The sequence below is a fragment of the Streptomyces sp. NPDC048825 genome, assembly GCF_043198355.1.
In the GTDB taxonomy this organism is placed as follows: Bacteria; Actinomycetota; Actinomycetes; order Streptomycetales; family Streptomycetaceae; genus Streptomyces; species Streptomyces xiangluensis.
The window spans coordinates 185,293-207,250 of sequence record NZ_JBICUR010000006.1 but is presented as its reverse complement, the minus strand read 5'-3'; the positions used below and the strand labels follow the sequence as shown (position 1 = coordinate 207,250).

The 21,958-nt window shown below is 69.6% G+C and carries 29 protein-coding genes and 1 pseudogene; 10 read left to right on the top strand and 20 right to left on the bottom strand.

Translation table 11 applies throughout. The features are described 5' to 3' along the window. Positions 1 to 259: 259 nt before the first annotated feature. Both ACGFNK_RS17280 and ACGFNK_RS17275 read left to right on the top strand, forming a co-directional pair. Positions 260 to 730: a DUF5709 domain-containing protein gene (locus tag ACGFNK_RS17280; protein WP_393416628.1), complete on the top strand. Its 471-nt coding sequence runs from the start codon at positions 260 to 262 to the stop codon at positions 728 to 730. A 53-nt stretch (positions 731 to 783) separates the two neighbouring features. Next, a complete protein-coding gene (locus tag ACGFNK_RS17275; protein WP_393416626.1) occupies positions 784 to 1,056 on the top strand; it encodes a type B 50S ribosomal protein L31 in 273 nt (90 codons plus the stop codon). A gap of 5 nt (positions 1,057 to 1,061) precedes the next feature. Here the strand turns inward: ACGFNK_RS17275 and ACGFNK_RS17270 are convergent, their stop codons facing one another. Beyond that, on the bottom strand, positions 1,062 to 1,856 hold the full coding sequence (locus ACGFNK_RS17270; RefSeq protein ID WP_344388611.1) for a metal-dependent hydrolase: 795 nt from the start codon (positions 1,854 to 1,856) through the stop codon (positions 1,062 to 1,064). Positions 1,857 to 2,010: 154 nt separating this feature from the next. Here ACGFNK_RS17270 and ACGFNK_RS17265 point away from each other — a divergent pair, with 154 nt between their 5' ends. Then, positions 2,011 to 4,524 carry a DUF3516 domain-containing protein gene (locus tag ACGFNK_RS17265; RefSeq protein WP_393416624.1) on the top strand — a complete coding sequence of 838 codons (2,514 nt, stop codon included), beginning with the start codon at positions 2,011 to 2,013 and terminating at the stop codon, positions 4,522 to 4,524. Positions 4,525 to 4,543: 19 nt separating this feature from the next. After that, positions 4,544 to 5,413 carry an acyl-CoA thioesterase gene (locus ACGFNK_RS17260; RefSeq protein WP_386336352.1) on the top strand — a complete coding sequence of 290 codons (870 nt, stop codon included), beginning with the start codon at positions 4,544 to 4,546 and terminating at the stop codon, positions 5,411 to 5,413. A gap of 354 nt (positions 5,414 to 5,767) precedes the next feature. On the opposite strand, the gene ACGFNK_RS17255 is transcribed toward ACGFNK_RS17260, so the two are convergent. From ACGFNK_RS17255 to ACGFNK_RS17245, 3 genes are read right to left on the bottom strand one after another with little or no spacing between them, the layout of a single operon-like run. Next, positions 5,768 to 5,965, bottom strand: a complete 198-nt coding sequence (locus tag ACGFNK_RS17255) for a hypothetical protein (protein ID WP_393416622.1) — start codon at positions 5,963 to 5,965, stop codon at positions 5,768 to 5,770. 9 nt (positions 5,966 to 5,974) lie between these two features. Then, on the bottom strand, positions 5,975 to 6,220 hold the full coding sequence (locus ACGFNK_RS17250; protein WP_393416620.1) for a hypothetical protein: 246 nt from the start codon (positions 6,218 to 6,220) through the stop codon (positions 5,975 to 5,977). Further along, a complete protein-coding gene (locus tag ACGFNK_RS17245; RefSeq protein WP_393417003.1) occupies positions 6,205 to 6,507 on the bottom strand; it encodes a hypothetical protein in 303 nt (100 codons plus the stop codon). The genes ACGFNK_RS17250 and ACGFNK_RS17245 overlap by 16 nt, the downstream gene beginning before the upstream one ends. Between ACGFNK_RS17245 and ACGFNK_RS17240 the strand changes: the two genes are divergently transcribed. Next, positions 6,426 to 6,608 (top strand): DUF6233 domain-containing protein, encoded by a 183-nt coding sequence (locus tag ACGFNK_RS17240; protein WP_393416618.1) that lies wholly within the window; start codon positions 6,426 to 6,428, stop codon positions 6,606 to 6,608. The genes ACGFNK_RS17245 and ACGFNK_RS17240 overlap by 82 nt on opposite strands. Before the next feature lie 57 nt (positions 6,609 to 6,665). Further along, on the top strand, positions 6,666 to 6,965 hold the full coding sequence (locus tag ACGFNK_RS17235; protein ID WP_393416616.1) for a hypothetical protein: 300 nt from the start codon (positions 6,666 to 6,668) through the stop codon (positions 6,963 to 6,965). A 66-nt stretch (positions 6,966 to 7,031) separates the two neighbouring features. Here ACGFNK_RS17235 and ACGFNK_RS17230 read toward each other — a convergent pair whose 3' ends face one another. The 9 genes and pseudogenes from ACGFNK_RS17230 to ACGFNK_RS17190 form a co-directional block, all read right to left on the bottom strand. Further along, positions 7,032 to 7,385 (bottom strand): hypothetical protein, encoded by a 354-nt coding sequence (locus ACGFNK_RS17230; RefSeq protein ID WP_393416614.1) that lies wholly within the window; start codon positions 7,383 to 7,385, stop codon positions 7,032 to 7,034. Between the two features lie 297 nt (positions 7,386 to 7,682). Continuing rightward, positions 7,683 to 8,345, bottom strand: coding sequence for a collagen-like protein (locus ACGFNK_RS17225; protein WP_393416612.1), 663 nt, complete (start codon positions 8,343 to 8,345; stop codon positions 7,683 to 7,685). A 362-nt stretch (positions 8,346 to 8,707) separates the two neighbouring features. Continuing rightward, positions 8,708 to 9,010: a hypothetical protein gene (locus ACGFNK_RS17220; RefSeq protein WP_393416610.1), complete on the bottom strand. Its 303-nt coding sequence runs from the start codon at positions 9,008 to 9,010 to the stop codon at positions 8,708 to 8,710. 11 nt (positions 9,011 to 9,021) lie between these two features. Further along, the gene (locus ACGFNK_RS17215; RefSeq protein WP_393416608.1) at positions 9,022 to 9,456 is read right to left on the bottom strand and encodes an AAA family ATPase; all 435 of its coding nucleotides are present in this window, start codon (positions 9,454 to 9,456) and stop codon (positions 9,022 to 9,024) included. A gap of 203 nt (positions 9,457 to 9,659) precedes the next feature. After that, positions 9,660 to 9,845: an HNH endonuclease gene (locus ACGFNK_RS17210; protein WP_393416988.1), complete on the bottom strand. Its 186-nt coding sequence runs from the start codon at positions 9,843 to 9,845 to the stop codon at positions 9,660 to 9,662. 105 nt (positions 9,846 to 9,950) lie between these two features. Next, positions 9,951 to 10,223 (bottom strand): hypothetical protein, encoded by a 273-nt coding sequence (locus ACGFNK_RS17205; protein WP_393416606.1) that lies wholly within the window; start codon positions 10,221 to 10,223, stop codon positions 9,951 to 9,953. 539 nt (positions 10,224 to 10,762) lie between these two features. Continuing rightward, the gene (locus ACGFNK_RS17200; protein WP_393416604.1) at positions 10,763 to 11,548 is read right to left on the bottom strand and encodes a hypothetical protein; all 786 of its coding nucleotides are present in this window, start codon (positions 11,546 to 11,548) and stop codon (positions 10,763 to 10,765) included. Positions 11,549 to 11,638: 90 nt separating this feature from the next. Beyond that, a pseudogene (locus ACGFNK_RS17195) lies at positions 11,639 to 12,070 on the bottom strand (DUF6397 family protein); the annotation flags it as partial. 152 nt (positions 12,071 to 12,222) lie between these two features. Further along, entirely contained in the window at positions 12,223 to 12,636 is a 414-nt protein-coding gene (locus tag ACGFNK_RS17190) for a roadblock/LC7 domain-containing protein (protein WP_386336346.1), read from the bottom strand. Between the two features lie 94 nt (positions 12,637 to 12,730). On the opposite strand from ACGFNK_RS17190, the gene ACGFNK_RS17185 reads away from it, so the two are divergent. Continuing rightward, a complete protein-coding gene (locus ACGFNK_RS17185; protein ID WP_393416602.1) occupies positions 12,731 to 13,159 on the top strand; it encodes a PPOX class F420-dependent oxidoreductase in 429 nt (142 codons plus the stop codon). Between the two features lie 13 nt (positions 13,160 to 13,172). On the opposite strand, the gene ACGFNK_RS17180 is transcribed toward ACGFNK_RS17185, so the two are convergent. From ACGFNK_RS17180 to ACGFNK_RS17160, 5 genes are read right to left on the bottom strand one after another with little or no spacing between them, the layout of a single operon-like run. After that, a complete protein-coding gene (locus ACGFNK_RS17180) occupies positions 13,173 to 13,778 on the bottom strand; it encodes an ATP/GTP-binding protein (RefSeq protein WP_344389421.1) in 606 nt (201 codons plus the stop codon). A 54-nt stretch (positions 13,779 to 13,832) separates the two neighbouring features. Beyond that, entirely contained in the window at positions 13,833 to 14,246 is a 414-nt protein-coding gene (locus tag ACGFNK_RS17175) for a DUF742 domain-containing protein (RefSeq protein ID WP_393416600.1), read from the bottom strand. Between the two features lie 16 nt (positions 14,247 to 14,262). Next, complete coding sequence (locus ACGFNK_RS17170; RefSeq protein WP_386336339.1) at positions 14,263 to 14,700, bottom strand: roadblock/LC7 domain-containing protein; 438 nt, start codon at positions 14,698 to 14,700, stop codon at positions 14,263 to 14,265. Beyond that, positions 14,697 to 17,255, bottom strand: coding sequence for a nitrate- and nitrite sensing domain-containing protein (locus tag ACGFNK_RS17165; RefSeq protein ID WP_393416598.1), 2,559 nt, complete (start codon positions 17,253 to 17,255; stop codon positions 14,697 to 14,699). The genes ACGFNK_RS17170 and ACGFNK_RS17165 overlap by 4 nt, the downstream gene beginning before the upstream one ends. 55 nt (positions 17,256 to 17,310) lie before the next feature. Then, positions 17,311 to 18,084: an MHYT domain-containing protein gene (locus tag ACGFNK_RS17160; RefSeq protein ID WP_386336335.1), complete on the bottom strand. Its 774-nt coding sequence runs from the start codon at positions 18,082 to 18,084 to the stop codon at positions 17,311 to 17,313. A gap of 143 nt (positions 18,085 to 18,227) precedes the next feature. Between ACGFNK_RS17160 and ACGFNK_RS17155 the strand changes: the two genes are divergently transcribed. The 3 genes from ACGFNK_RS17155 (at position 18,228) to ACGFNK_RS17145 (ending at position 20,339) form a co-directional block, all read left to right on the top strand. Further along, a complete protein-coding gene (locus tag ACGFNK_RS17155) occupies positions 18,228 to 18,836 on the top strand; it encodes a class I SAM-dependent methyltransferase (RefSeq protein WP_393416596.1) in 609 nt (202 codons plus the stop codon). 165 nt (positions 18,837 to 19,001) lie between these two features. Continuing rightward, complete coding sequence (locus ACGFNK_RS17150) at positions 19,002 to 19,295, top strand: hypothetical protein (protein WP_393416986.1); 294 nt, start codon at positions 19,002 to 19,004, stop codon at positions 19,293 to 19,295. A gap of 183 nt (positions 19,296 to 19,478) precedes the next feature. After that, the gene (locus ACGFNK_RS17145) at positions 19,479 to 20,339 is read left to right on the top strand and encodes a hypothetical protein (protein ID WP_393416594.1); all 861 of its coding nucleotides are present in this window, start codon (positions 19,479 to 19,481) and stop codon (positions 20,337 to 20,339) included. A 121-nt stretch (positions 20,340 to 20,460) separates the two neighbouring features. Here ACGFNK_RS17145 and ACGFNK_RS17140 read toward each other — a convergent pair whose 3' ends face one another. Both ACGFNK_RS17140 and ACGFNK_RS17135 read right to left on the bottom strand, forming a co-directional pair. After that, positions 20,461 to 20,643 carry a hypothetical protein gene (locus ACGFNK_RS17140; RefSeq protein ID WP_386336319.1) on the bottom strand — a complete coding sequence of 61 codons (183 nt, stop codon included), beginning with the start codon at positions 20,641 to 20,643 and terminating at the stop codon, positions 20,461 to 20,463. A gap of 106 nt (positions 20,644 to 20,749) precedes the next feature. Next, complete coding sequence (locus ACGFNK_RS17135) at positions 20,750 to 21,793, bottom strand: acyl-CoA desaturase (RefSeq protein WP_393416592.1); 1,044 nt, start codon at positions 21,791 to 21,793, stop codon at positions 20,750 to 20,752. Between the last annotated feature and the right edge of the window lie 165 nt (positions 21,794 to 21,958).

The window sequence follows — 21,958 nt, the reverse complement described above, 5'->3', positions numbered from 1 at the left end:
CGGTCCGCCTGTCTTCGGGCGGACCGGGCACCGCCCGCACCGGTGGCCGGGCAAGGCCCGTGCCCTCGTGTGCGGCCGGTGGTCGGCTCCGTGGCGTTGCGGTGTGTCGACAAGGGGTGGAAGGCTGGATATCGGCACGGGCTCGGGCAGCGCACAGGCACCACCCGGTTCCGTATGAGCGAGGCCTGAGCCCAGCGGCCCGCGCGCCTGCCGCCGAACGCGGTGGCAGCGGGTCGGCCCGCATCACCTGGAGGTACCCGTGGACAGCGCCGACGGATGGGGAGACGACGTCTACCAGCCCGATGAATCCGAGGTGCAGGACGACTCGGGGCTCCTCGACACCGAGGACACCCTGGAATCCGACGGTGTGAGCGACCCCCTGGACCGGGGCTGGTCGCCGCCGGAGCGGCCGTGGGCCGTGGAGCGCAGGGACGTGACCGCGGCCGAACGGCTTCGCGGCGAGACGCTGGACGAACGCCTCGCGGAAGAACTGCCGGAGGTGGCACCTCTCGACGGAGACGGTATCGGCGACAGCCAGGACTCGGACGGCGAGGCCCTCGACAACGAGGTGGGCACTATCCGCTCCGGACGTCTCGTGGCTCCGGACGAAGGTGCGCACGAGGACGAAGAGAGCAGGCTCATCGCCACGGATGTGGGCATCGACGGCGCCGCCGCCTCGGCGGAGGAGGCCGCCATGCACATCGTGGACGAGGACGCCCAGTACGGCTGATCCATAGTCCCGGGCCACTGCCCGCGCAGCGACTCCCCATGCGAGGAGCACATATGCAGGACAAGCAGCCCGACTACCACCCGGTCGTCTTCCGCGACCGTGCCGCCGGCTACGCCTTCCTCACCCGGTCCACCGCGACCAGCGACCAGACGATCGACTGGGACGACGGCGGGACGTACCCCGTCGTCGATGTGGAGATCTCCTCGGAGAGCCACCCCTTCTACACCGGCAAGGCACGCACCGTGGACACGGAGGGACGGATCGCCCGCTTCGAGAAGCGGTACGGCGACGGGGGCCCGGCCCCGGGCGGGGACGACGCGGCGTAGATCGCTCAGATGACGTTGAGCGCCGCCGCGCAACCGACTCCGCCGAGCAGCATGAAGGCAGGCATCAGCACCTTCAGCTCGACCCAGCTGCCCGCCCGGAACCGCATCGGCTTGGGCGGCCCCACCGGGTACCAGCGCTTGCGGCCTATGGGTATCGGCCACAGGATCGGGCAGCCTGACACGGTCAACGCGTCCCCGATGTCGTGCACCAGCGCGCCGAGGACGACGGGCAGCCCCAGCCACAGGTACTCCTGGCCCGGCGCCGTGAACAGCCAGTCGGAGCCGTTGCCCGGCTTGTCCAGGACACCGGCGAGGATCCAGGCGCTGGTCGCGGCCAGCAGCCAGACCAGGACGTCGGCGCTCTGGCCACGCGTCGCCCGCCACAGCAGACCCTCGATGGCGAGCACTATGTGCACGAAGAGGATCGCCAGGACCGCCCAGCGCTCCCCTGTGATCGCGATGACGGAGGTGCCCGCGCCGATCAACGCCGCCCACAGCCAGGTGTGCGTCAGGGTGCGGTGCCCGCCCGAGCGACGTGGATCGCCCTGCTTCTTCGTCCCCTTGTAGACGGCGTACGAGAGTTTGTCGACGATCTCGCACAGGCCCCGTGAGAGGGGCCCGAAGGCCCGCGAGATGGTGGCCGCCTTGTGGTCGAGGTCCGGGGCGAGCGCGGCGCCGGCGCAGATCAGCGCGCCGACCAGGAGGACCGGCCAGGGCATCGTGTGCCCGGCGGCGGCCGCCGCGGCTCCGACGCCCAGCCAGGCCGCGGCCCCCGACAGTGAGTGTGCTGGTCCCATCATGGCCGCGCCCCGCCCCATTCCTCATGTACTCGGTGTACTCGCGCCCAGTTGTCCATGTGCGCTGATGCCTCGTCGGCGCCACAGCGTAGCGTTCGTGATCTTCCGGTCGGCAACCGATTCCCTCATTGCCGGGGATCACAGGCAAGATGGGGACGTGACCCTTATCGATCAGCTACCGCAGACCGCAGATCCCGACGCCCTCTACGAAGCCTTCGAGTCGTGGACCGGGGAACGCGGTATCGCGCTCTACCCGCACCAGGAGGAGGCGCTGATCGAGGTGGTGTCGGGTGCGAACGTGATCGTGTCGACACCCACCGGATCGGGCAAGAGCCTGATCGCCGCCGGTGCGCACTTCGCGGCGCTCGCCCGTGACGAGGTCACTTTCTACACGGCACCGATCAAGGCGCTCGTCTCGGAGAAGTTCTTCGAGCTGTGCAAGCTCTTCGGCACCGAGAACGTCGGCATGCTGACCGGTGACGCGTCCGTGAACGCCGACGCCCCCGTCATCTGCTGCACAGCCGAGGTCCTGGCGTCCATCGCGCTGCGCGACGGCAAGCGGGCCGATGTCGGCCAGGTCGTCATGGACGAGTTCCACTTCTACGCCGAGGGTGACCGCGGCTGGGCCTGGCAGATCCCGATCCTCGAACTGCCGCATGCCCAGTTCATCCTGATGTCGGCCACGCTCGGCGATGTCTCGATGTTCGAGAAGGACCTCACCCGTCGGACCGGCCGCCCCACCGCGGTCGTCCGCTCGGCGACCCGGCCGGTGCCCCTCTCCTACGAGTACCGGCTGACGCCGCTCACGGAGACGCTCACCGAGCTCCTCGAGACCAAGCAGGCCCCCGTCTACATCGTGCACTTCACGCAGGCCCAGGCGGTGGAGCGGGCCCAGGCGCTGATGAGCATCAACATGTGCACGCGTGCGGAGAAGGACCAGATCGCCGAGCTGATCGGCAACTTCCGCTTCACCACCAAGTTCGGCCGCAATCTCTCCCGTTACGTGCGGCATGGCATCGGTGTGCATCACGCCGGCATGCTGCCCAAGTACCGGCGACTGGTGGAGAAGCTGGCGCAGGCCGGCCTCCTGAAGGTCATCTGCGGCACGGACACCCTCGGTGTCGGCGTCAACGTCCCCATCCGCACGGTGCTGTTCACCGCTCTGGCGAAGTACGACGGCAACCGTGTGCGGACGCTTCGTGCGCGTGAGTTCCACCAGATTGCGGGCCGTGCCGGCCGGGCGGGCTTCGACACGGCGGGATTCGTCGTCGCCCAGGCTCCCGAACACGTCGTCGAGAACGAGAAGGCGCTCGCCAAGGCCGGCGACGATCCGAAGAAGCGTCGCAAGGTGGTCCGCAAGAAGGCTCCCGAAGGGTTCGTCGGCTGGACGGAGAACACCTTCGAGAAGCTCATCGGATCCGATCCGGAGCCGCTCACCTCCCGCTTCCGGGTCACGCACACGATGCTTCTGTCGGTGATCGCCCGGCCCGGCAACGCTTTCGACGCGATGCGCAATCTGCTGGAGGACAATCACGAGCCGCGCAAGCAGCAGTTGCGGCACATCCGGCGCGCGATCGCCATCTACCGTTCGCTCCTGGACGGCGGCATCGTCGAGAAGCTCGACGAGCCGGACTCCCAGGGCCGCATCGTGCGCCTGACGGTCGATCTGCAGCAGGACTTCGCGCTCAACCAGCCGCTGTCCACCTTCGCCCTCGCCGCGTTCGAGCTCCTGGAACCGGAGTCCCCTTCCTACGCGCTGGACATGGTCTCCGTCGTCGAATCGACCCTGGACGACCCCCGGCAGATCCTCGCCGCCCAGCAGAACAAGGCCCGTGGCGAGGCCGTGGCGGCGATGAAGTCGGACGGCGTCGAGTACGAGGAGCGGATGGAGCGGCTCCAGGACGTGACGTACCCGAAGCCGCTGGAGGAGCTCCTCTTCCACGCGTACAACACCTACCGCAAGAGCCATCCGTGGGTCGGCGACCATCCGCTGTCACCGAAGTCCGTCATCCGCGACATGTACGAACGGGCCATGTCCTTCACGGAGTTCGTCTCCTTCTACGAACTCGCCCGCACCGAGGGCATCGTGCTGCGCTACCTCGCCAGTGCCTACAAGGCGCTTGATCACACCGTCCCGGACGACCTCAAGTCCGAGGATCTTCAGGACCTGATCGCCTGGCTCGGCGAGATGGTGCGGCAGGTCGACTCCAGCCTCCTCGACGAGTGGGAGCAGCTCGCCAACCCGGAGGAGATGACGGCCGAGGAAGCCCAGGAGAAGGCCGACCAGGTCAGGCCGGTCACCGCGAACGCGCGGGCCTTCCGCGTCCTCGTCCGCAACGCCATGTTCCGCCGTGTCGAGCTCGCCGCCCTCGACCAGGTCGAGGAACTCGGCGAGATGGACGCCGAGTCGGGCTGGGACGCCGATGCCTGGGGCGAGGCCATGGACAAGTACTGGGACGAGTACGACGACCTCGGCACGGGCCCCGACGCACGCGGCCCCAAGCTGCTGCTCATCGAGGAGGAGCCGCAGAACGGCCTGTGGCGGGTCCGGCAGACCTTCGCCGATCCGAACGGCGATCACGACTGGGGCATCAGCGCGGAGATCGACCTCACTGCCTCCGACGCCGAGGGACGTGCCGTCGTCAAGGTCACCGACGTCGGCCAGCTGTGAGCACAGGAGAACCTGACACATGACGAACCCAGCGGAACGACTCGTCGACCTGCTCGACCTGGAGCAGATCGAGGTCAACATCTTCCGTGGACGCAGCCCGCAGGAGTCCCTGCAGCGGGTCTTCGGCGGGCAGGTCGCGGGCCAGGCCCTCGTCGCCGCCGGCCGCACCACGGACGGGGACAGGCCTGTGCACTCGCTGCACGCGTACTTCCTGCGCCCGGGTCGGCCGGGTGTGCCGATCGTGTACCAGGTCGAACGGGTCCGCGACGGGCGGTCGTTCACCACGCGTCGCGTCACCGCCGTGCAGCAGGGCCGCACGATCTTCAATCTGACCGCCTCCTTCCACAAGCCTGAAGAGGGCGGCTTCGAGCACCAGTTGCCGCCGGCCCGCGAGGTCCCGGATCCCGAGTCGCTCCCGACCGTCACTCAGGAGATCAGGGAGCATCTGGGCGAGCTCCCCGAGACGTTGGAGCGCATGGCCCGGCGCCAGCCCTTCGACATCCGCTACGCGGACCGGCTGCGCTGGACCCCCGAGGAGGTCGAGCACGCCGAGCCGCGCAGCGCCGTGTGGATGCGCGCCGTCGGCCCCCTGGGCGACGACCCGCTGATCCACACGTGCGCGCTCACGTACGCGAGCGATATGACCCTCCTGGACGCCGTCCGCATCCCGGTGGAACCGCTCTGGGGCCCCCGCGGCTTCGACATGGCCTCTCTGGACCACGCCATGTGGTTCCACCGGCCGTTCCGCGCCGACGAATGGTTCCTGTACGACCAGGAGTCGCCGATCGCCACGGGTGGCCGGGGTCTGGCGCGCGGACGGATCTACAACCTCGACGGACAGCTGATCGTGTCCGTCGTGCAGGAGGGGTTGTTCAGGAAGCTGGGCTGAGGGCGGTCAGGCCGTGGGGTAAAAGGCGTTGACCTCGGCAGTCGTGGTCGGGTGCTTCGTGGACACGACTGACCAGCGTCGGCGACCGCGCGGCCGGTGTGCGTCCGGGGGCGGCACTCGCCACTCAACTGATTGACCCTTGGAAGGGCTCGCATGACAGACGCATTCGACGCCGATGTGGCAATCCTGGGACTCGGCCCTGTGGGTGCCACGGCCGCGAACCTGGCCGAGCGCGCGGCCAGCTGGCAGCAGCCCGGGCGGCAGCTGGTTGCGGTGGCGGCGCAGGATCTGCTGCATCGCACGGGCGCGGGTCGGGTACGGGCGGTGAGCCATGATCCCCAGCATGGCAGAGGGCTACGGCTCGTCCGGCCAACTCGTCAACGTCTCGCCCGTCTCCTCGTCGGTCAGGATGACACGGGCGCCCTCGATACTGCCGTGCTCGCCGATCCAGTCGCGGAACTTCCGCCGCGCGGTGGCCTCGTCTCCCCACCATCCGTGCGCGACAGACTTGTCGCCTGACGTGAGGGTGAGGCGGAAGCGCTCCGGATGCACGCTCGCAGGCTACGCCCGCGGCCACGTCGCGAGACCATGCTCCGCGCACAGGTCCACCCAGCGCGGCCCGTGCGGCGTGGCGATGATGCGGCAGGTGGGGCTCACGACGCCGCACAGCGTGCACGGAGGCGGTGTCGTGCCGCACACGCGGTCGAGGCGGTCCTGGAGGGACGGCTCGGCTGGCGCCGGGTCCAGGCCAGCCAGGTCCACGCGATGCTGTCGCAGTAGGTCGTTCAGGTTCAGGCGGTCACGCACGCAGCCTCCTTCCAAATGCACGGGGAACCATACAGCCTGGAATCGAACACATGAACGGTCGTCCGCCGTCCCGACTCGAGCAGCTGCGCTTCCTCGAACGCGTACAGCAGCAAGACCTCGAGCGCACCCGGCGGTGGATCGCCCAGGAGGCACGCCGCGAGCAGGAGCGGCAGTACGGCGAGCAGCACCGGCCGCCCGAACCCGAATGGCTCCTCCAGCACTCCCTCGGCGCACGCCACCCCGTCGCCGTCCACGTCGGCGGCTGCCGCACGGCAGGCAATACACACGGCCCCTCGAACGGGACCAGGCCGTGCGGGCGCTCGCCGACGGGATCGAAGCGTGCACGCACTGTCGGCCGGACACCGAGCTCGGGCTACTCGACGGGTAGATGCACCGGTTTCGGGTACTTCGTGCGGGAATCCACTAATTCGAACGGAGCACCATCATGGTCATCAAGAGACTCCACGACATGGGCATCCGCAGCGAACACGCCTACATGGCAGCCATAGGTTCCATCGGCCTCTCCGTGGCCAGCTGGTTCACCAGCCTCAATGCCGAACCCGTCGGCGGGCTAGGCTTCCGGCGGGGTCGCGGCCTCGCCCGCGCCGACCGATGGGGCATCTTCGTCGGCGAATGGGCGCCCACCTTCTTCGGCCTCGGCGTCGCCCTCTCCCATTACGAGCAGCAAGACGGCACGCTTGCGGCCAGCGTCCACGAAATCCGCGAACAGAAGAAGACCGGCTGACACACGCCCGCGCCCGCCTCGACGTGGGTGGCGAGGCGGGCGCTGCGGTCAGTGGCACGAGGCGGTCTAACCCTGGCGTGCTTCCGCTTCGGTCGGCGGTTTGACCGCAATCCGAACCACCATCTTGGGTTGGCCCGGTGCCGGGTCGACATCCGAATGAAGGCGGCGGTACTCGGTCGAGTGGACCAAGCGCCCGTTCTCGACGAAGACGGGCTCCGTCTCGTTGACCGTCTGACCGTCAACATAGACGCGCTTGACCAGCGCCCAGGCCACTACTGGGAACCAGGCCTCTTCATCAACTTCGGTCTTCCTCGACTCCGGGTCCGTCACCCGTTGCTGCATGTGCACCTGCCAGCCCGGATTGGCCGTCGTGAGCGAGAGAATCTCACTGCTGAAGCGAGCATCGTTGGGGTCCATCATTCGGCGTCTGCTCCGGAGTGCAGTCGTTCGCCCAGCCGTGCGGCGAGGGCGCATGCCGCGCCCGCGGCGTCGAGGCGGTTCGGATCGATGGCCGCGCGGCTGGGCCCATTCATGGAACGGGTCCCAGTAGCGCAGGGGAGCGCGGAGGATCCGCGCTCCCCTGCCGGTTGGCAGAGAAGCGGGGGCGTCGGTCATTCGCCGTCGTCGTCGGGCGGCGGGGGTAGGTCGGGCTCGAGGAACAGCCCTTCGTACTGGGGCTGCGCGGGTTCGGTGTCGTCGTCGGGCATAGGCGTCTCCCTACGGGTACTGGCGGCGTTGGGGGTCGAGGCCCGCGGAGAGCAGGCCGCCGTTGCCGTTGCCGGGCTCGTCAGGCTGGGGCGCGCCGTCCTTCCGGCACACCAGGGCGTCCGGGTCATACGACGGGGCTTGGAGACTGTAGCCCGGCGGGCAGGTCCGTCCGTCACTCCCGTCGCGGCCGTCTGTGCCGTCCTCGCCTGCTGGCCCCGGCCCGCCTGGGGGTCCGGCGGGTCCCGCTGGCTCTGCTGGTCCGGTGGGTCCGATGACCGTCTCGCCGTCCTGGCCAGGCGCTCCCGATGCGCCGGGCTGGCCAGGCTCGCCGGGCTCCCCCGTGGAGCTGGCTCCGTCGCCTCCGTCGCGGCCGTTCTTACCGGGCGGGCCGGACGCTCCGGGACTTCCAGGCGGACCGGTCGGCCCGGTGACCGCCGGCCCCGGCTCGCCGCGTGACCCTGGCGGTCCAGCGATGGGTTTCCCGCCGAGGTCCTGCACCTGGCGGGCGAGAGCATCTCGCGCAGCCTGCTCGCCGCGCAGGTCGTGCGACATGTCCACGAACAGAACGGCCATGCCCGCCAGCAGTCCAAGCGCGAGTACGCCGGTGATGGCGCCGAGCCATTCGGCGCGCGGAAGCCTCAGCGGCTTGCGCTTCTTGCGGACGCCGGTCATTTCGCAACCACCGCCCAGATCGCGATCGCCGCCGACACAGGGCCATCAGCACGGGCAGGATCATCTGGTACAGGCGGGCTTGGCGTTCCTGCTCCCGCCGGTCCCGCTCCTTCAGCCGGTACTGCTCGAACGCGGTCTCCAGCGCTTCACGGGCGTCGACGACCTTCTGGAGATCCTGCCCGAGCTGGTTGATCCGCTGGTCGGTGTAGGCAGGCTGAAGGGCGTACACCTCGGTCGACACCACTTTGTCGAGGCGAGAGTTGATGCCCTGCCCCATCGCCTGGACCTCCTGGCGGGGGGCGTTGACGGTGCGCCCGAGTTCGCCCACCGACAGCTCATCGGGCACCAGCTGCTCCGTTCAGTCAGGCATTGGAGCGCGGGGTGTGCGGTGCCGCCCATCCGGCGATCGCTGCTGTTGCTGCGGGCACGAGTGCGAGGATGAAGGGCTCCAGCGCGTCGGGCATGCCGGAGATGAGTGACGGGTCGTCGGTGACGGCGCCGAGGATCGCGCAGGGCCGCGAGGACCTCGGCGGCGGACAGTGGATCGGCCACGCTTCCTCGCCGATGACCTGCCACGTGTCCGACTCGTCCGACGGACACTCGCCCACACCGAGGCGTTCACGGGCATAGCCGTCCTTGCTGAGCGTCGAGCGCTCGTTGGCCACCTTCGCCAGCGTCAACCTCGCGACGCCTGCGGCATGCCGACCCGCTGCTGCCCCCGACGGGCGTTGTGCCAGCGGGCCGCGACGCGCTCCATCTCGGGTGACCGCATCGCTCCGATGCGTTGCATGACGATGTCGCGACCCGGATCGACGGTGACGATGCGCGCTTTCAGTCGCTTGTACTTCGCGAGAGCCTTCGCGCTGGGTTGCGTGTGGATCACGTACACATCGGTCGTGTCGAGGTGCTGATAAGCCTCGTTGAGGGCGGCGAAGCGGGCACGATGCACGACCTTGGTGAGTACCTCGCTGTGTGCGTGGTGGTCGGCACCTGGCCCGGCCATGGCCAACGCCATGAGGTCCAGGTCGATGACGATGTCGTCGGCCTTGGCGTGCGCCTTGGTCCAGCTGGACTTGCCTGCGGCTGGCGGGCCGGTCACGACGTACAGCACGCCTGTAACCTCCCACCAAGGGTGATCACGGCTGCTGGGTGCAGGGTGAGCCTGGCAGGTGGGGGTGCAGGTTGAGCATGAAGGCGCTGAAGGCCATCATCTGGACCACGTTGGGGACGGTCGGCGCCGTCGTCGCGGTCGTGATCGTTGGGCTGCTCCTGCTCACGATGCTGGCAGTCAGGGCTGATCACTGACGTTGCGTGCTACCACCTGCGCGAGGCCCGTTGCTGCGGGCGTGGCGCGGTCCTGTTCCCCCTGCTGCTGTTGCATCGCCGGTGCGCTGAGCGGGCGTCGGCGGGGTCGAGGAGGTCACCGCCTCGGCTGAGCGGTACGAGGTGGTCGAGGGTGAAGGCGAGCGGATGACGGCGGCCGTCGACGTTGGCGGGGATGTTGTGGCCACAGATCCAGCACGGATGACCCGCGGCTTCACTGCGGCGACGAGACGGCGGTAGGGGCGCCCGTTGCGCGGGTTGCCGGCCACGGGCGCCACCTCCTTACGGCTGGGCTGTGACGCCGCCGAGGGCGCCTTCGAGGCCCTCGTCGATCTGCTCTTTGATGATCTCGGCGGCGTACTTCTGCAGCGTTGCGTTGTCGACGCCGTTGCACGCGGGCGGGCGGTCGTCGGCCTCCTTGCCGGTGGCGGAATCTTCGTACTGCTTCTCTAGTGCGGCCTTGCAGGCGGCGGGGTCGGCCTTGCCGTCGCTGCTGCAGCCGGTCAGGGTTGTGAGGGCGAGCAGGACGGTTACGGCGGCTGTACGGATGTGCACGGTTCCCCCAGTACGTGGTGATGAGAGGGGCATCATGCGCCGTATGGAGACTCTGTGTTCGCCGTGTGGCCGTGTTGTGACCCGTGCGGGGTGGTCCCGCCGCCCGGCGCAACACGCCGTGCCGGCGGGGGGTGCTGGGCGGCGGGACGTCGGGGGCGGATGAGCGGCCGGCCCCGGTCTATGCGGCGCGTGCGCCTGCCGGTAGCGGGGGCGGGTCGCCGAGGTGCGTCTCACCGGTGAACTCGTCGACGGTCTTACGCGGAAGCTCACGCAGGTCGTAGCGGATCTGCTTGCCGTGCCCGTATCGGGTGATGCGGCCTTCGGAGGCCCCACCGCCAGATGGTGCCGACGGAGCGGCCGGTGTAGTAGGCGGCGTCGGCTGCGGTAGCGAGCGCTGGAGGCACGAGCACCTCCCGGAAATGGCGAAGGGCCACCCGGTGGGGTGGCCCTAGCGACACGTGAAGCAGATTGATCACGTGATGCTTCGGTGCAGGTGAACTGCCAAGTTGTGGTTGAGGCTTTGCCCGGTCCTGGAGCGGCTACTTGATGGGGCCGGTCCAGTGCGGGTCTTCGGCGAGGTACGCGGCGTCGTCTTTGAGGAAGGCGTCGTCCATGCGGGCCGCGGTGACGACGACTTCGGTGCCGTCGCTCTTCGGCAGCGAGTATTCGCCGGTGTAGGTACCGTTCCGGTCGGGGGCGAGACGGCCCGTCATCTGCTTGGAGCCCTTCTCGACGTAGAAGAACGTCACTTCGCCGCCGGTGGTGGCGCCTTGCGGGTTGATGCTCCACGAGTCGAGGTCGAGCGGTTTCGCGGTGCCGTTGGTGACGGTCCAGGTGACGCGGAATGCGGTGTCTTTGTTCTGGGGCGGTCGTCGTAGGTACCGGGAACCGTTGGCGTCGTCGAACGTGGCGGCGAGGGCCTTGCGTGAACCGTGCAGCTGGGCGTGCAGCTTGGGCGTCATGCCGGGGCTGCAGGTGCCGTGCTTGATCTCCCAGGCGGTGGCGAACGCCTCCTCGAAGGCGAGCTTGCCGTAGGGGGCTGCGGAGACCAGCTGCCTCGCCAGCTTCACCACGTCCTTGTGATGCCGACGGCGCTTCCGGTCGTGCTTCGCCCGCGCCTTCTCCTCAGCACGCTTCCGCGGATCGGTGGCGTCGGCGGTGAGAGTCAGAACCCACTGGCGGACTTCGAAGAACAGCGGCCCGAGCATGGTGACCGCGGCCAGACCCCACCCGACCAGCACCCCTTGCTCGGCGCCGTGCAGGTAGTTGATGCGGGCAGCGAACGCAGCGGCCGACACACAGAACGCGCGCAGCAGCCAGCGCACCCAGGCGGGCAGCTTCCGCTCGTCGGCGCAGGCCCCGGAGAGTCGACGCTAGTTGAGCCTGATTTGGTGTCTGACCTGCAAGAAGAGGCCGCTTGAGCTCGCGGCGAACTGCCGTAGTCCCTCGGCCAGATACAGCCAGACCACAGCGCGGTAACGATTCAAATACCACTTGACGGGCGCGATCAGGCCGAGGCGTGCGAACCGCGTGAACCGGGCTGCCGACACCCCCATGAGGGCCGCGCCCTCCGCGGTGCCCACGGCCTTGACGCGCTCGCGCAGTGCCTCGGGAAAACCGGTTTCGGAACGCACCCGGTCGATCTCCGTGCGGGCCACGCGACGGCCTCCGCCCCCTTCGTCGGGAACGGTCCTGATGCACCCGAGTCGGACGGCGAGGTCGAACTCGCCTCGCTTGAGGCCCAGTTCCCGCGCCGCGCGGCTCAGCGCGAGCGACGGCCGGACCACCGCCGCAGCGGCCGAGGGGGTGGTGGGCAGGGCAGACTGCGTGATGGTGTTGCCGCACATGGTGGTTCTCCCCCGTACAGCGACGTGCACTTGCGTGCCTTTGCCTTGCTTGCGCCGTATGTGTGCGCTCGCTTCGGGAAAAACCGTAGCCGGTTTGCCGCCCTGCCCGCCTGGCCTGTGGATAACTTGGGGCGGGTCAACGTCTTTGCAGGTCAGAGGTCTATGGCGGGTGCGTGTTCCGGCTGTCGCGCATCGATGTCGAGGTGTTCACCGACGCGGTTGACGAGAAGCGTCATCTCGTAGGCGACCTGGCCGATGTCCGCCTCGGCCGCGCTGAGCACGCACAGGCAGCTGCCGGTGCCCGCCGCCGTGACGAACAGGACAGCGTCATCGAACTCGATCATTGTCTGACGGACTTGGCCGGCGCCGAAGTGCCGGCCCGAGCCCTTGGCCAGGCTGTGCAGCCCCGAGGAAACGGCGGCGAGGTGTTCGGCGTCCTCGCGCCTGAGTCCCGTACTGGCCGCCGTGACCAGCCCGTCGTTGGACAGCACCAGCGCATGTCGTACGTGCTCGACGCGCTCGGTCAGGTCGTCCAGCAACCAGCCGAGTCCCTGGTTCGGCTCCATGATCCGTCTCCCCGTGTTGTGAGTCACCTCTGGCCTGAGGATCTGACGAGCCAGCCTTCCCCACAGCCGCCGTCCGGGCAAGCAGGATGGGTGCATGGCACAGAACATGACCGATGAGGAATGGCGGGCGTTCGTCTCGGACGGCACCCGCACCGGCAAGCTGTCGACTGTTCGAGCGGACGGAAGTCCGCATGTGGCACCGATCTGGTTCGTGCTCGACGGAGACGACCTTGTCTTCAACACCGGGAAGGGCAGCGTCAAGGGGCGGAATCTTGCCCGGGACGGTCGGGTCGCCCTGTGCGTGGACGACGACCGGCCCCCGTACGCCTTCGTGGTCCTGCGGGGGCGCGCCCGGATCTCGGAGGATCTCGATGAGGTCCGGCTCTGGGCCGGGCGGATAGGGGCGCGTTACATGGGTGAGGACCGGGCCGAGGAGTTCGCCGCCCGCAACGGCGTGCCGGGCGAACTCCTCGTGCGGGTGAGCATCGAGAAGGTCCTCGCCCAGGCCGCCGTCTCGGACTGAGCGAGCCGCAGCGTCAGCCGACGGAATCGAGCAGCCGGGCGGTGTGCATCCGCCCGGCGTACTCGACGAGACGTATCAGCACCTCCTTCCCCGAGTCCCGGTCACGGGCGTCGCAGAGCACCACGGGTGTGCCCCGGTCGAGGTCGAGGGCGCGGGACACCTCGTGGGCGCCATAAGTACGCGCATCCGCGAAGCAGTTGACGGCCACGACGAACGGGATGCGCCGGTGCTCGAAGTAGTCGACCGCGGGGAAGCAGTCCCCGAGCCGCCGGGTGTCCGCGAGGACGACGGCACCGAGGGCGCCCTGCGACAGTTCGTCCCACAGGAACCAGAACCGGTCCTGTCCCGGTGTGCCGAACAGATAGAGCGACAGGCCGGATCTGATGGTGATACGGCCGAAGTCCATGGCGACGGTGGTCGTGACCTTCTTGTCCACACCGTCGGTGTCGTCGACCGACTGGCCCACCTCACTGAGCAGTTCCTCGGTGCGCAGCGGCCTGATCTCACTGACGGCTCCTACGAGCGTGGTCTTGCCCACGCCGAATCCGCCGGCGACCAGGATCTTCAAGGCCAGTGGGGCCGTCTCGCCGTTCGGGGCGTCGGACTGCTCGGAGACCATCGATCACTTCTCTCGGGAGTGCCGGCCACGGCCGGTGTGGGTTCGGGTCCGTCATCACAGCGCTCTCAGTCCTTCGATGACCTCGCGCAGGATGCGCTCGTCGGGCAGCTGAGCGGGTGGCACCGGGCGGCTGACGGTGACGCTGCCCAGCTCCAGCAGGTCTCCGAGGAGCACCCGGACCACGCCGACGGGCAGGTCGGCGCCCGCGGCCAGTTCGGCGACGGACTGGGTCTCCGCCCGGCAGAGGTCGATGAGAGCCAGGTGTTCCGGGCCGAGCGAGGTGTCGTCGCCGACGTCCGGGGCGCCCGTGTCCAGCGTGACGAGCGCGATCAGGTCGAAGCGCACCCCTGTGACTCCGGGTTTGGTGCGCCCGCCTGTCATCGCGTACGGGCGGACGAGCGGCCCGGCCTCGTCGTCGTACCACTGGCTGCCCGGCTGCTCAGAGGGGCCGGCTCTGTCCTCGCTCATGTCCGTCGCCCTTCGCTCACCCGGACGCGGCCGGTCCCGCGGCGGCCCGCGGCGCCGTGGAGAGGTGCTCGCCCACCCGCTTGACCAGGAGCGCCATCTCGTAGGCGACCAGCCCGATGTCGGCCGTCACGGCGCTGAGGACGGCGAGGCAGGAGCCGTCGCCGGCAGCGGCCACGAACAGGAAGCCGTCGTCCATCTCCACCATGGTCTGGCGTACGCCGCCGACGCCGAAGTGCCGGCCCGCGCCCTTGGCCAGGCTGTTGAAGCCCGAGGCGACCGCGGCGAGGTGCTCGGCGTCCTCGCGCGTGAGGTCGCCGGACGCGCCCATCGCGAGCCCGTCGTTGGACAGCACCACGGCGTGCCGTACCTCACCGACGCGCGTCACCAAGTCGTCCAGCAGCCAGTCGAGTTCACCGGTCCGCTGAGTGGTCCCCATGCCCTGATCGTGGATCATGCGAGGTCTCCTTCACTGCCATCGCCGCCCGACGCCGGGCCGGGAGTCGCGCCGCGGCCGGGCGAGCGGCCGCCACCGCGGGCCCAGCCGGCGCGGTAGGCCGCCATACGGTCCCGTACCAGCTCAGGGGTGCGCTCCTCGTCGCCCTGCGGGTCCGCCGCTGCTGTGGGTTCGGCGGGGCGCTCCTCACGCAGCTGCGGGGCGAGGCTCGCCTGTCGTACGCGCCGTGGAAGCCCGTCCGATTCCTGGGTGTCGTCGGCCGGGCGGTGCAGCCGCAGAGTCGTGACGCCGGGCGGTGGGGCGTCGTGCGGGCCGTTCCCGTCGGCCCCCGGCCGGTCCTCGGAAGCCTGCATGGCCGCCTGCATGGGGGCCACCAGAGCGGGCCGTTCACTCAGGGGCTCTACGGAGTCCTGTTGAGGGGCGGCGGGCACGCGCGCGTACTCGCGTTCCGCGGGCGGTCCGGTCTGCTCCCGGTGAACACCGGAACGTTCTGCCGCGGTTGTCTGGAGCAGTGCGGTGGGCAGCAGGACCACCGCGGTTGTGCCGCCGTAGGGCGAGGTCCGCAGGTGCACCTTGATGCCGTGGCGGGCGGCGAGCCTGCTCACCACGAAGAGCCCGAGCCGGTCGCTGTCGAACAGGTCGAGAGCCTCGGACTGCTCGATGCGGCGGTTCGCTTCGGCGAGGGCCTCCTTGCCCATGCCGAGGCCCCGGTCCTCGATCTCCAGCGCGTAGCCGTTGCCGACCGGCTCGCCAGTGATGCGCACCTTGGTGTGGGGCGGCGAGAACTGGGCGGCGTTCTCGACGATTTCGGCAAGGAGGTGCGTGAGGTCGGCGACCGCGGCTCCGCCGACCGACGTCTCCGGGAGGTGCCGCACCTCCACGCGCGCGTAGTCCTCGACTTCGGATACGGCGGCACGGACGACGTTCGAGAGCGACACCGGCATCCGCCAGGCCCGGCCGGGAGCGGCTCCGGAGAGGATGATCAGGCTCTCCGCATGCCGGCGCATACGCGTGGTCAGGTGGTCGAGCCGGAACAAGTCGCTCAGTTCATCCGGATCCTCTGACCGGCGCTCCATGCTGTCCAGCAGGTTCAGCTGGCGGTGCACGAGGACCTGGCTGCGGCGGGCCAGATTGACGAAGACTCCGGAGATGCCACTGGCGAGCTCCGCGCGTTCGACCGCGGCGCGCAGGGCAGCGCGGTGCACGGTGCCCAGAGCCTCCGCGACCTGACCTGCCTCGTCCTCCGCCGGCGGGCCGGGAGGAGCCTCGGCACGGACGTCGATCTCCTCCCCTGCCCGCAGCCTGCGCATGGCGTGCGGGAGTTTGCGGCGGGCGATCTCCAGTGCTCTGTTGCGCAGGCTCACCAACTCGACGACGAGGCCGCGTCCGATGCGTACGGAGATGACGAGGGAAGCCGCCACAGCGATCAGGCCGAGGAGGACCGCGGCACCAGCCGGTGAGAGCAGGCCCCGCCGGAACGGGTCGGCGCGGTCCGCGACCCCATGGCCCGCGCCCGCCTCGATCGTCCGCATGTCGTCCTGCACGCGCGCGTGCGCTGCTTTCCAGTTCTCCTCGGGCGCGGCTTGGACGGCCCTGCGGCCGTGTCGGCTCGCGAGCACCTCGTCCTCGGCAGCGCGCAGTTCGGCGTACGCGCTGCCCTCGGCGACGGCACCCCACGCGGCCTGCTCGGGCCCGCGCAGGTCCGGGACAGCGGATTCGGTGAGCAACCGGCGGGTGTGGACGGCACCGTTGAACAGTCGCAGCCGCTCTCCGTCGAGGGTCCCGGTGAGCCGGGCGCCGGCGAGCACGGCGTCCTCCTGCGCCAGGGCCTCCCCCGCGCGGGCGAACTCGAGCACCACGCGCGCGTCGGAGCCGAGATCGGCGTCCTGGATGCCGGTGAGCGCACCGCCCACCGAGAAGGCCGTCGAAATGGTCTGCGTGTACTGCGCGTACGTCTCCTTCCATCCCGTCCGCCGTTCGAGCACCGCGGTCCGCAGGGAACGCAGTTGCTCGGCCTGGGTGACGAAGGTTTCGAGGCGCTGTGCCACTCCGGAGGGCAGCTCCTGGCTGTCGGCGACGGTGTTGTGCTCCCCGAGCCGCAGCTTCGCCACGGCCCGGTCGGTGCGTGCCGCAAGCTGCTTGAGGGCGCTCTCCTTCTCGGCAGCGGGGTCGGTCGCACGGCGTACGGCGGCTGTGCGCTCGGCCTGGAGCGCGGCGACGGCGGCGGCCACCGGGGCACGCACCTGGGAGTCCACCCGCTGCAACTGCCGCAGCCGTGCGACGTCCTGGGCCGTGGTGACGGTGGCGTACGCCCACAGCGCGAGCAAGGAGACAACGGGCACCATCAGCAGGCAGACGATCTTCGCTCGTACGGTGCGGGGGCGCGGACTCCAGCGTCCCGCGCGCGTGGGTATCTCACCCGGCGCGGCGCCGGCCTGCTCTTCCGGGGCGGAGCCTTCGTCGGCCGGTGGTCCGGCGTGCGCGCGGCGGCCCCGTGCGGGAGTCGGGGGCGGCGGCTGGGAGCCGCCTGCTGGGGTCCTACGGGGTGTACGCATGGCCTCCTCGCTCGGAGTGGTTCGGGGGCGCGCCTGCAGGTCGCGTTCCTCTGCGCTAGTGGGCAGCGCTCTCGACCGGTCGCTGGGCCGATGCGGAGGCCTCGCGTTCTCCAGCGGTCGGGGAGAGCGCGACGAACGCCGATGTCAGGAAGAGATAGGACCCGAGGCCGACGGCGAGGGGGAAGATGAACTGCATCGCCGTGGCCCCGGGCAGGGCCTCGCCCGAAGGGGAGACACGCACGCTGACCGCGATCATCCCGGTGTAGTGCATGCTGCTCACCGCCACTCCCATGACGAGGGAGGCGACGGCGACCGCGACGGGCGACTTGATGTTCAGTGCCGCCCAGAGTGCCGCGGTCGCCGCGACCACGGCGATCACGACGGAGATCCCCACCAGCACCGGGTCGTAGTTCACGTCACCGTGCAGCCGCAGGGCGACCATGCCCAGATAGTGCATGCTCGCCACGCCGAGGCCGGTGGTGAGGCCGCCGAGGACCAGTGCCCGGCCTCGGTCACGGCCGTAGCCGACGGCGAAGACACCCGCGCCGACGACGACCATGGCGACGATCAGACTGAGGATGGTCAGCGGTACGTCGTAGCGGATCTCGGTGCCGCTGACACTGAAGCCGAGCATCGCCACGAAGTGCATGGTCCAGATGCCCGTACCGATCGCGGAGGCCGCGGTGAGCAGCCAGTTGCGGCGCGATCGCCCCGAGGCGCCCAGCGCGCGGACCGTGCAGCGCAGCCCCAGGGCGGCGCCTATGCAGGCCATCACGTACGACAGCACGGGGGTCAGCCAGCCGAAGGTGGCGTGGTCCAGGTGTCCCATGGCTCCGGGACGCTAGCCCCCACCGGAGCGCACGAAGGGGGCTCATTTCGAAAACTGCTGGAATATGACGCCAAGGTGTACCTGAACGATCGCGTCACGCTCGAACGTGTACACCGCCTCGCGGTTCACGGCGGTGCGAGATCATGCGAAGCATGAGCGACGACCACGCACACGTGCAGGAGTTCTTCTCGGTCCGCGCGGCCGAGTGGGACGCCCGGTTTCCCGACGACGGTCCGGCATACGCTGCGGCGGTCGCAGACCTGGACCTGCGGAAGGGCGACCACGTACTGGACGCGGGCTGCGGCACAGGACGGGCCCTGCCGCCGCTGAGGGAGGCCGTGGGACCCTCCGGAGTGGTTCTGGGCGCGGACCTGACTCCCGCGATGCTGGAGGCCGCGGTGCGTGCGGGACGGGACGGCGCGGGAAGGCTGCTGCTGGCCGATGTGGCCGCGCTTCCCCTGCGCACGGCCTCGATCGATGCCGTCTTCGCGGCGGGCCTCGTCGCGCACCTGCCGAACCCTGCGGAGAATCTGCGGGAGTTGGCGCGCGTCGTACGGCCCGGCGGGAAGCTGGCTCTCTTCCACCCCATCGGTCGGGCGGCCCTCGCGGCCCGCCAGAGACGGCAGATCACACCGGCCGACTTGCGTGCGGAGGCCACTCTCGGCCCGCTCCTGTCCGGCTCCGGCTGGCGTATGACGTCGTACGTCGACGAGGACGCCCGGTTCCTCGCGCTCGCTGTACGAGACTCCTGAGGACGCTCCGGCGAGGCTGCGCCGGTAACCCCGGGTTGCGGTGCCGTGCCGGTTCACCGCACCGTCCCTCTTCTGGTGCCGGGACTTCAACTCTACGTTGATTACCAGCAGGTGAGCGATCAGCGATGGCACTCGCACAGGGGGAAGGTGGCCCGTATGTCCGGCATGTCAGCCAGACTCCGCAAGTTCCTTTCGCGCCCGGAAGCGGCCGGGTCTCAGCAGGACCGGCGTCCGGAGAAGCGCACTCACAACCTGTTCGAGGCGGCAGCGGCCTATGTGTCGGCGTGCGCCGACGACGACCAGGACCGGATCGACGAGGCCGCGGCCTGGGTGTCGCCGGAGGCGTTGTCGTTCGGAGTGAACGAGCTGGCGTGCAGGGCGGTCATCGCCCTCGCGCGGGAACGGGACGAGTCGCCCACGGCGGTGGCGCGGACGCTCCTCGGCCTGCCTGCCGTCTGACGCCGGCTGCTTGTACCAGAGGTGCCGAGGGCGTGGCGGACGGCCAGCCCGAACCGTGACGAGCGGCCGTTACGCCCCGTCCAGCCCCGACACCTGCGGCTCCGCGCGCGCCCGGGAGCCGTGACAACGGCCGCGCAATCGCACTAAGGTGCGCCGACGGATGTAGCAAATGGGGAGGCTGGGATGGCTGGGACGGATGAGACCACCGTCGCCGCCGTGGACGACGACGCGCTGTATGTGCTGACGGCGGTGCTCTTGACGCCCGCGCAGTTCCCCAGCGTGCTGGGGGACGACTACCCGGAGGCCTGCGCGGCGCTCGGACTGGCCCCCCTCGCCGACGGATACGGCCTGGTGCTCGGGCAGGACGGGGACGGAGCGCGGTGGACGGTCGTCGTGGACGACGTGTCGCTGGTCGCCGTCGCCATCGCGTCGTGGGACTGCGGCATGGAGTACGACCTCTCGCCCGACGACCGCTCGATGGTCGCGGCGCTGCCCGGGTGGCCGCTGGCCGTGGCCGTCGCCGCACCCCATGTGCCCGCCCCGCACGACCCCGCGCCCGAAATCGCCGAACAGGAACCGCTGTCCCCACCGGACACCTCAGTCTGGGGTCCGGCCCAACGGCGCCTCGGAGCCGATGAGATAGCGCTCCAGTGGGCGGCCTGGCGGGAACAGATCGACGACGAGGAGTTTGTGCGTCCGGGCGGCGAGACTGCCGACGGGGCGGCAGCGCAGAGGGACAACGACGCCAAGGAAGGCGGCGACGGCAGCAGCGAGCCGCGCAGCGGTGTCCGGCGGGTCCTCGCGGAGGTCCGCGCGTACGTGGACACGCCACCGCCCCTCGGTCGCGTGCGCTCGTCCTTCGCGCCGGGTGGCGCCCGGACACTGCGGGCCGACGGTCCGGGCTGGTCGATGGTGGCCAGGACCGACGACATCGCGTTCGTACTGCTCGACGAGAAGCCGGGAGAGATCCTGCCCGTGGGTCGCGGACCGGAGCTGCCCGGCCTGCTGGCCGCACTGGACAAAATGGCCGTACGCCCGCTCTGACTCGTACGCACTCACAGCCGGGGTGGAGCGCCGCTCGCGAACCGTGCCGTCGGCAGGTCCGCGAGCGGCGGTGTGGTCAACTCCTGTCCGCTGGAAGGGAACTGACCCGGTCGGTGCAGTCTCAGCGGCCGATCTCCTTGCGCGTGACGCGGCGCAGCCTGCGCCGCTGTGAGGGGTCCAGCGTCAGATACGCTGCCGCCGGAACCCCCACGATGATCAGAAAGGCAGCCCACCAGGGCAGCCAGATCAACAGGATGAGCCCGGCCGCCACGCCTCCCGCGGCGATCTTCGCGTTCTTCGACATCTTGTGTCGCCTCCTTCGCGGCCACTGCCGCTCTCTGTCCTGAGAACGGGTCCATGCCCTTCGCGGTTCCAGGACGCGACCCTGATACGACCCTGAGTCGCGACCCCTACTCGCCCCTGAGGGGCTCCCCGACCTCGTACATGTGGCGCAGGGCCTCACGGTAGGAGTCCACGATGCCCGTTTCCACGTAAGGGATACCCAACTCTCGGCAGTGGGCGCGCACCAGGGGCTGGGCCGCCTTCAGGTGGGGGCGCGGCATGCTCGGGAACAAGTGGTGCTCGATCTGGTAGTTGAGGCCGCCGAGAAACCAGTCGGTCAGAGCTCCGCCACGAATGTTGCGGGAGGTGAGCACCTGGCGGCGTAGATGACCCCAGCGCTCGCCTTCGGGGTCGGGCATTTCCATGCCCTTGTGGTTCGGCGCGAAGGCCAGGCCCAGGTGGAGGCCGAAGAGTGCCTGGTGGAGTGCGGCGAAGGCGAGGGCCTGACCGATCGGCATGGAGGTGAGCAGCAGCGTCGCGTAGGCGGCAACATGGACCATCAGCAGCAAGCCCTCCACCGTGCGCTCGCGCGAAGTCTGCCGACGCAGGTCCCTGAAGCCGTGGATCTTGAGGGCGATGCCTTCGAGGAGGGTGAGCGGGAAGAAGAGCCAGGCCTGGTTGCGGGTGAGCCAGCGACGGAAGCCGGCCCGGCTGCTCGCCTGTTCGCTGGTGAAGACCAGCACGTCGGCGGCGACGTCGGGGTCCTTGTCGATGTGGTTCGGGTTGGCATGGTGGCGGTTGTGCTTCTCGTTCCACCACGAGTAGCTCATGCCCAGCAGGAGGTTGCCGTGGACGAGCCCGATCAGGCGGCTCACGGACCGGTTGGCGGTGATCTGGGAGTGGCCCGCGTCGTGACCTATGAAGGCCGTCCGGGCGGACAGGAGGGCGAGTAGTGGGGCCAGGAGAAGCACCCACCAGGAGTGGCCGATCAGGACGATGCCGACTGCGACAGCGGCCAGGGCCAGTGCGTTGACGGTGATGCGCAGCGCGTACCAGCCGTGCCTGCGGCCGAGGAGACCCTGGCCCTTGACGGTGCGCAGGAGCGGCGTGAACTCGCTTCCGACGGTAGCTCCGGGAGGGCGTTCCGCGACGGCTGCGGCGGTCTGGGGCATGGTGGTCTCCGGTCTCTCCGGGAACGGGCTGACCTGAAGAAACGTACGGATCAGTGACCTTGGGCGACCATGGCGGCACCACCCGTGTTCGCCCTGGGGAACCCACCCGCCTTCAGGTAGACCTGACGACACCCCCTGGGAAAGTGACTCACGTCATAGCTTTGC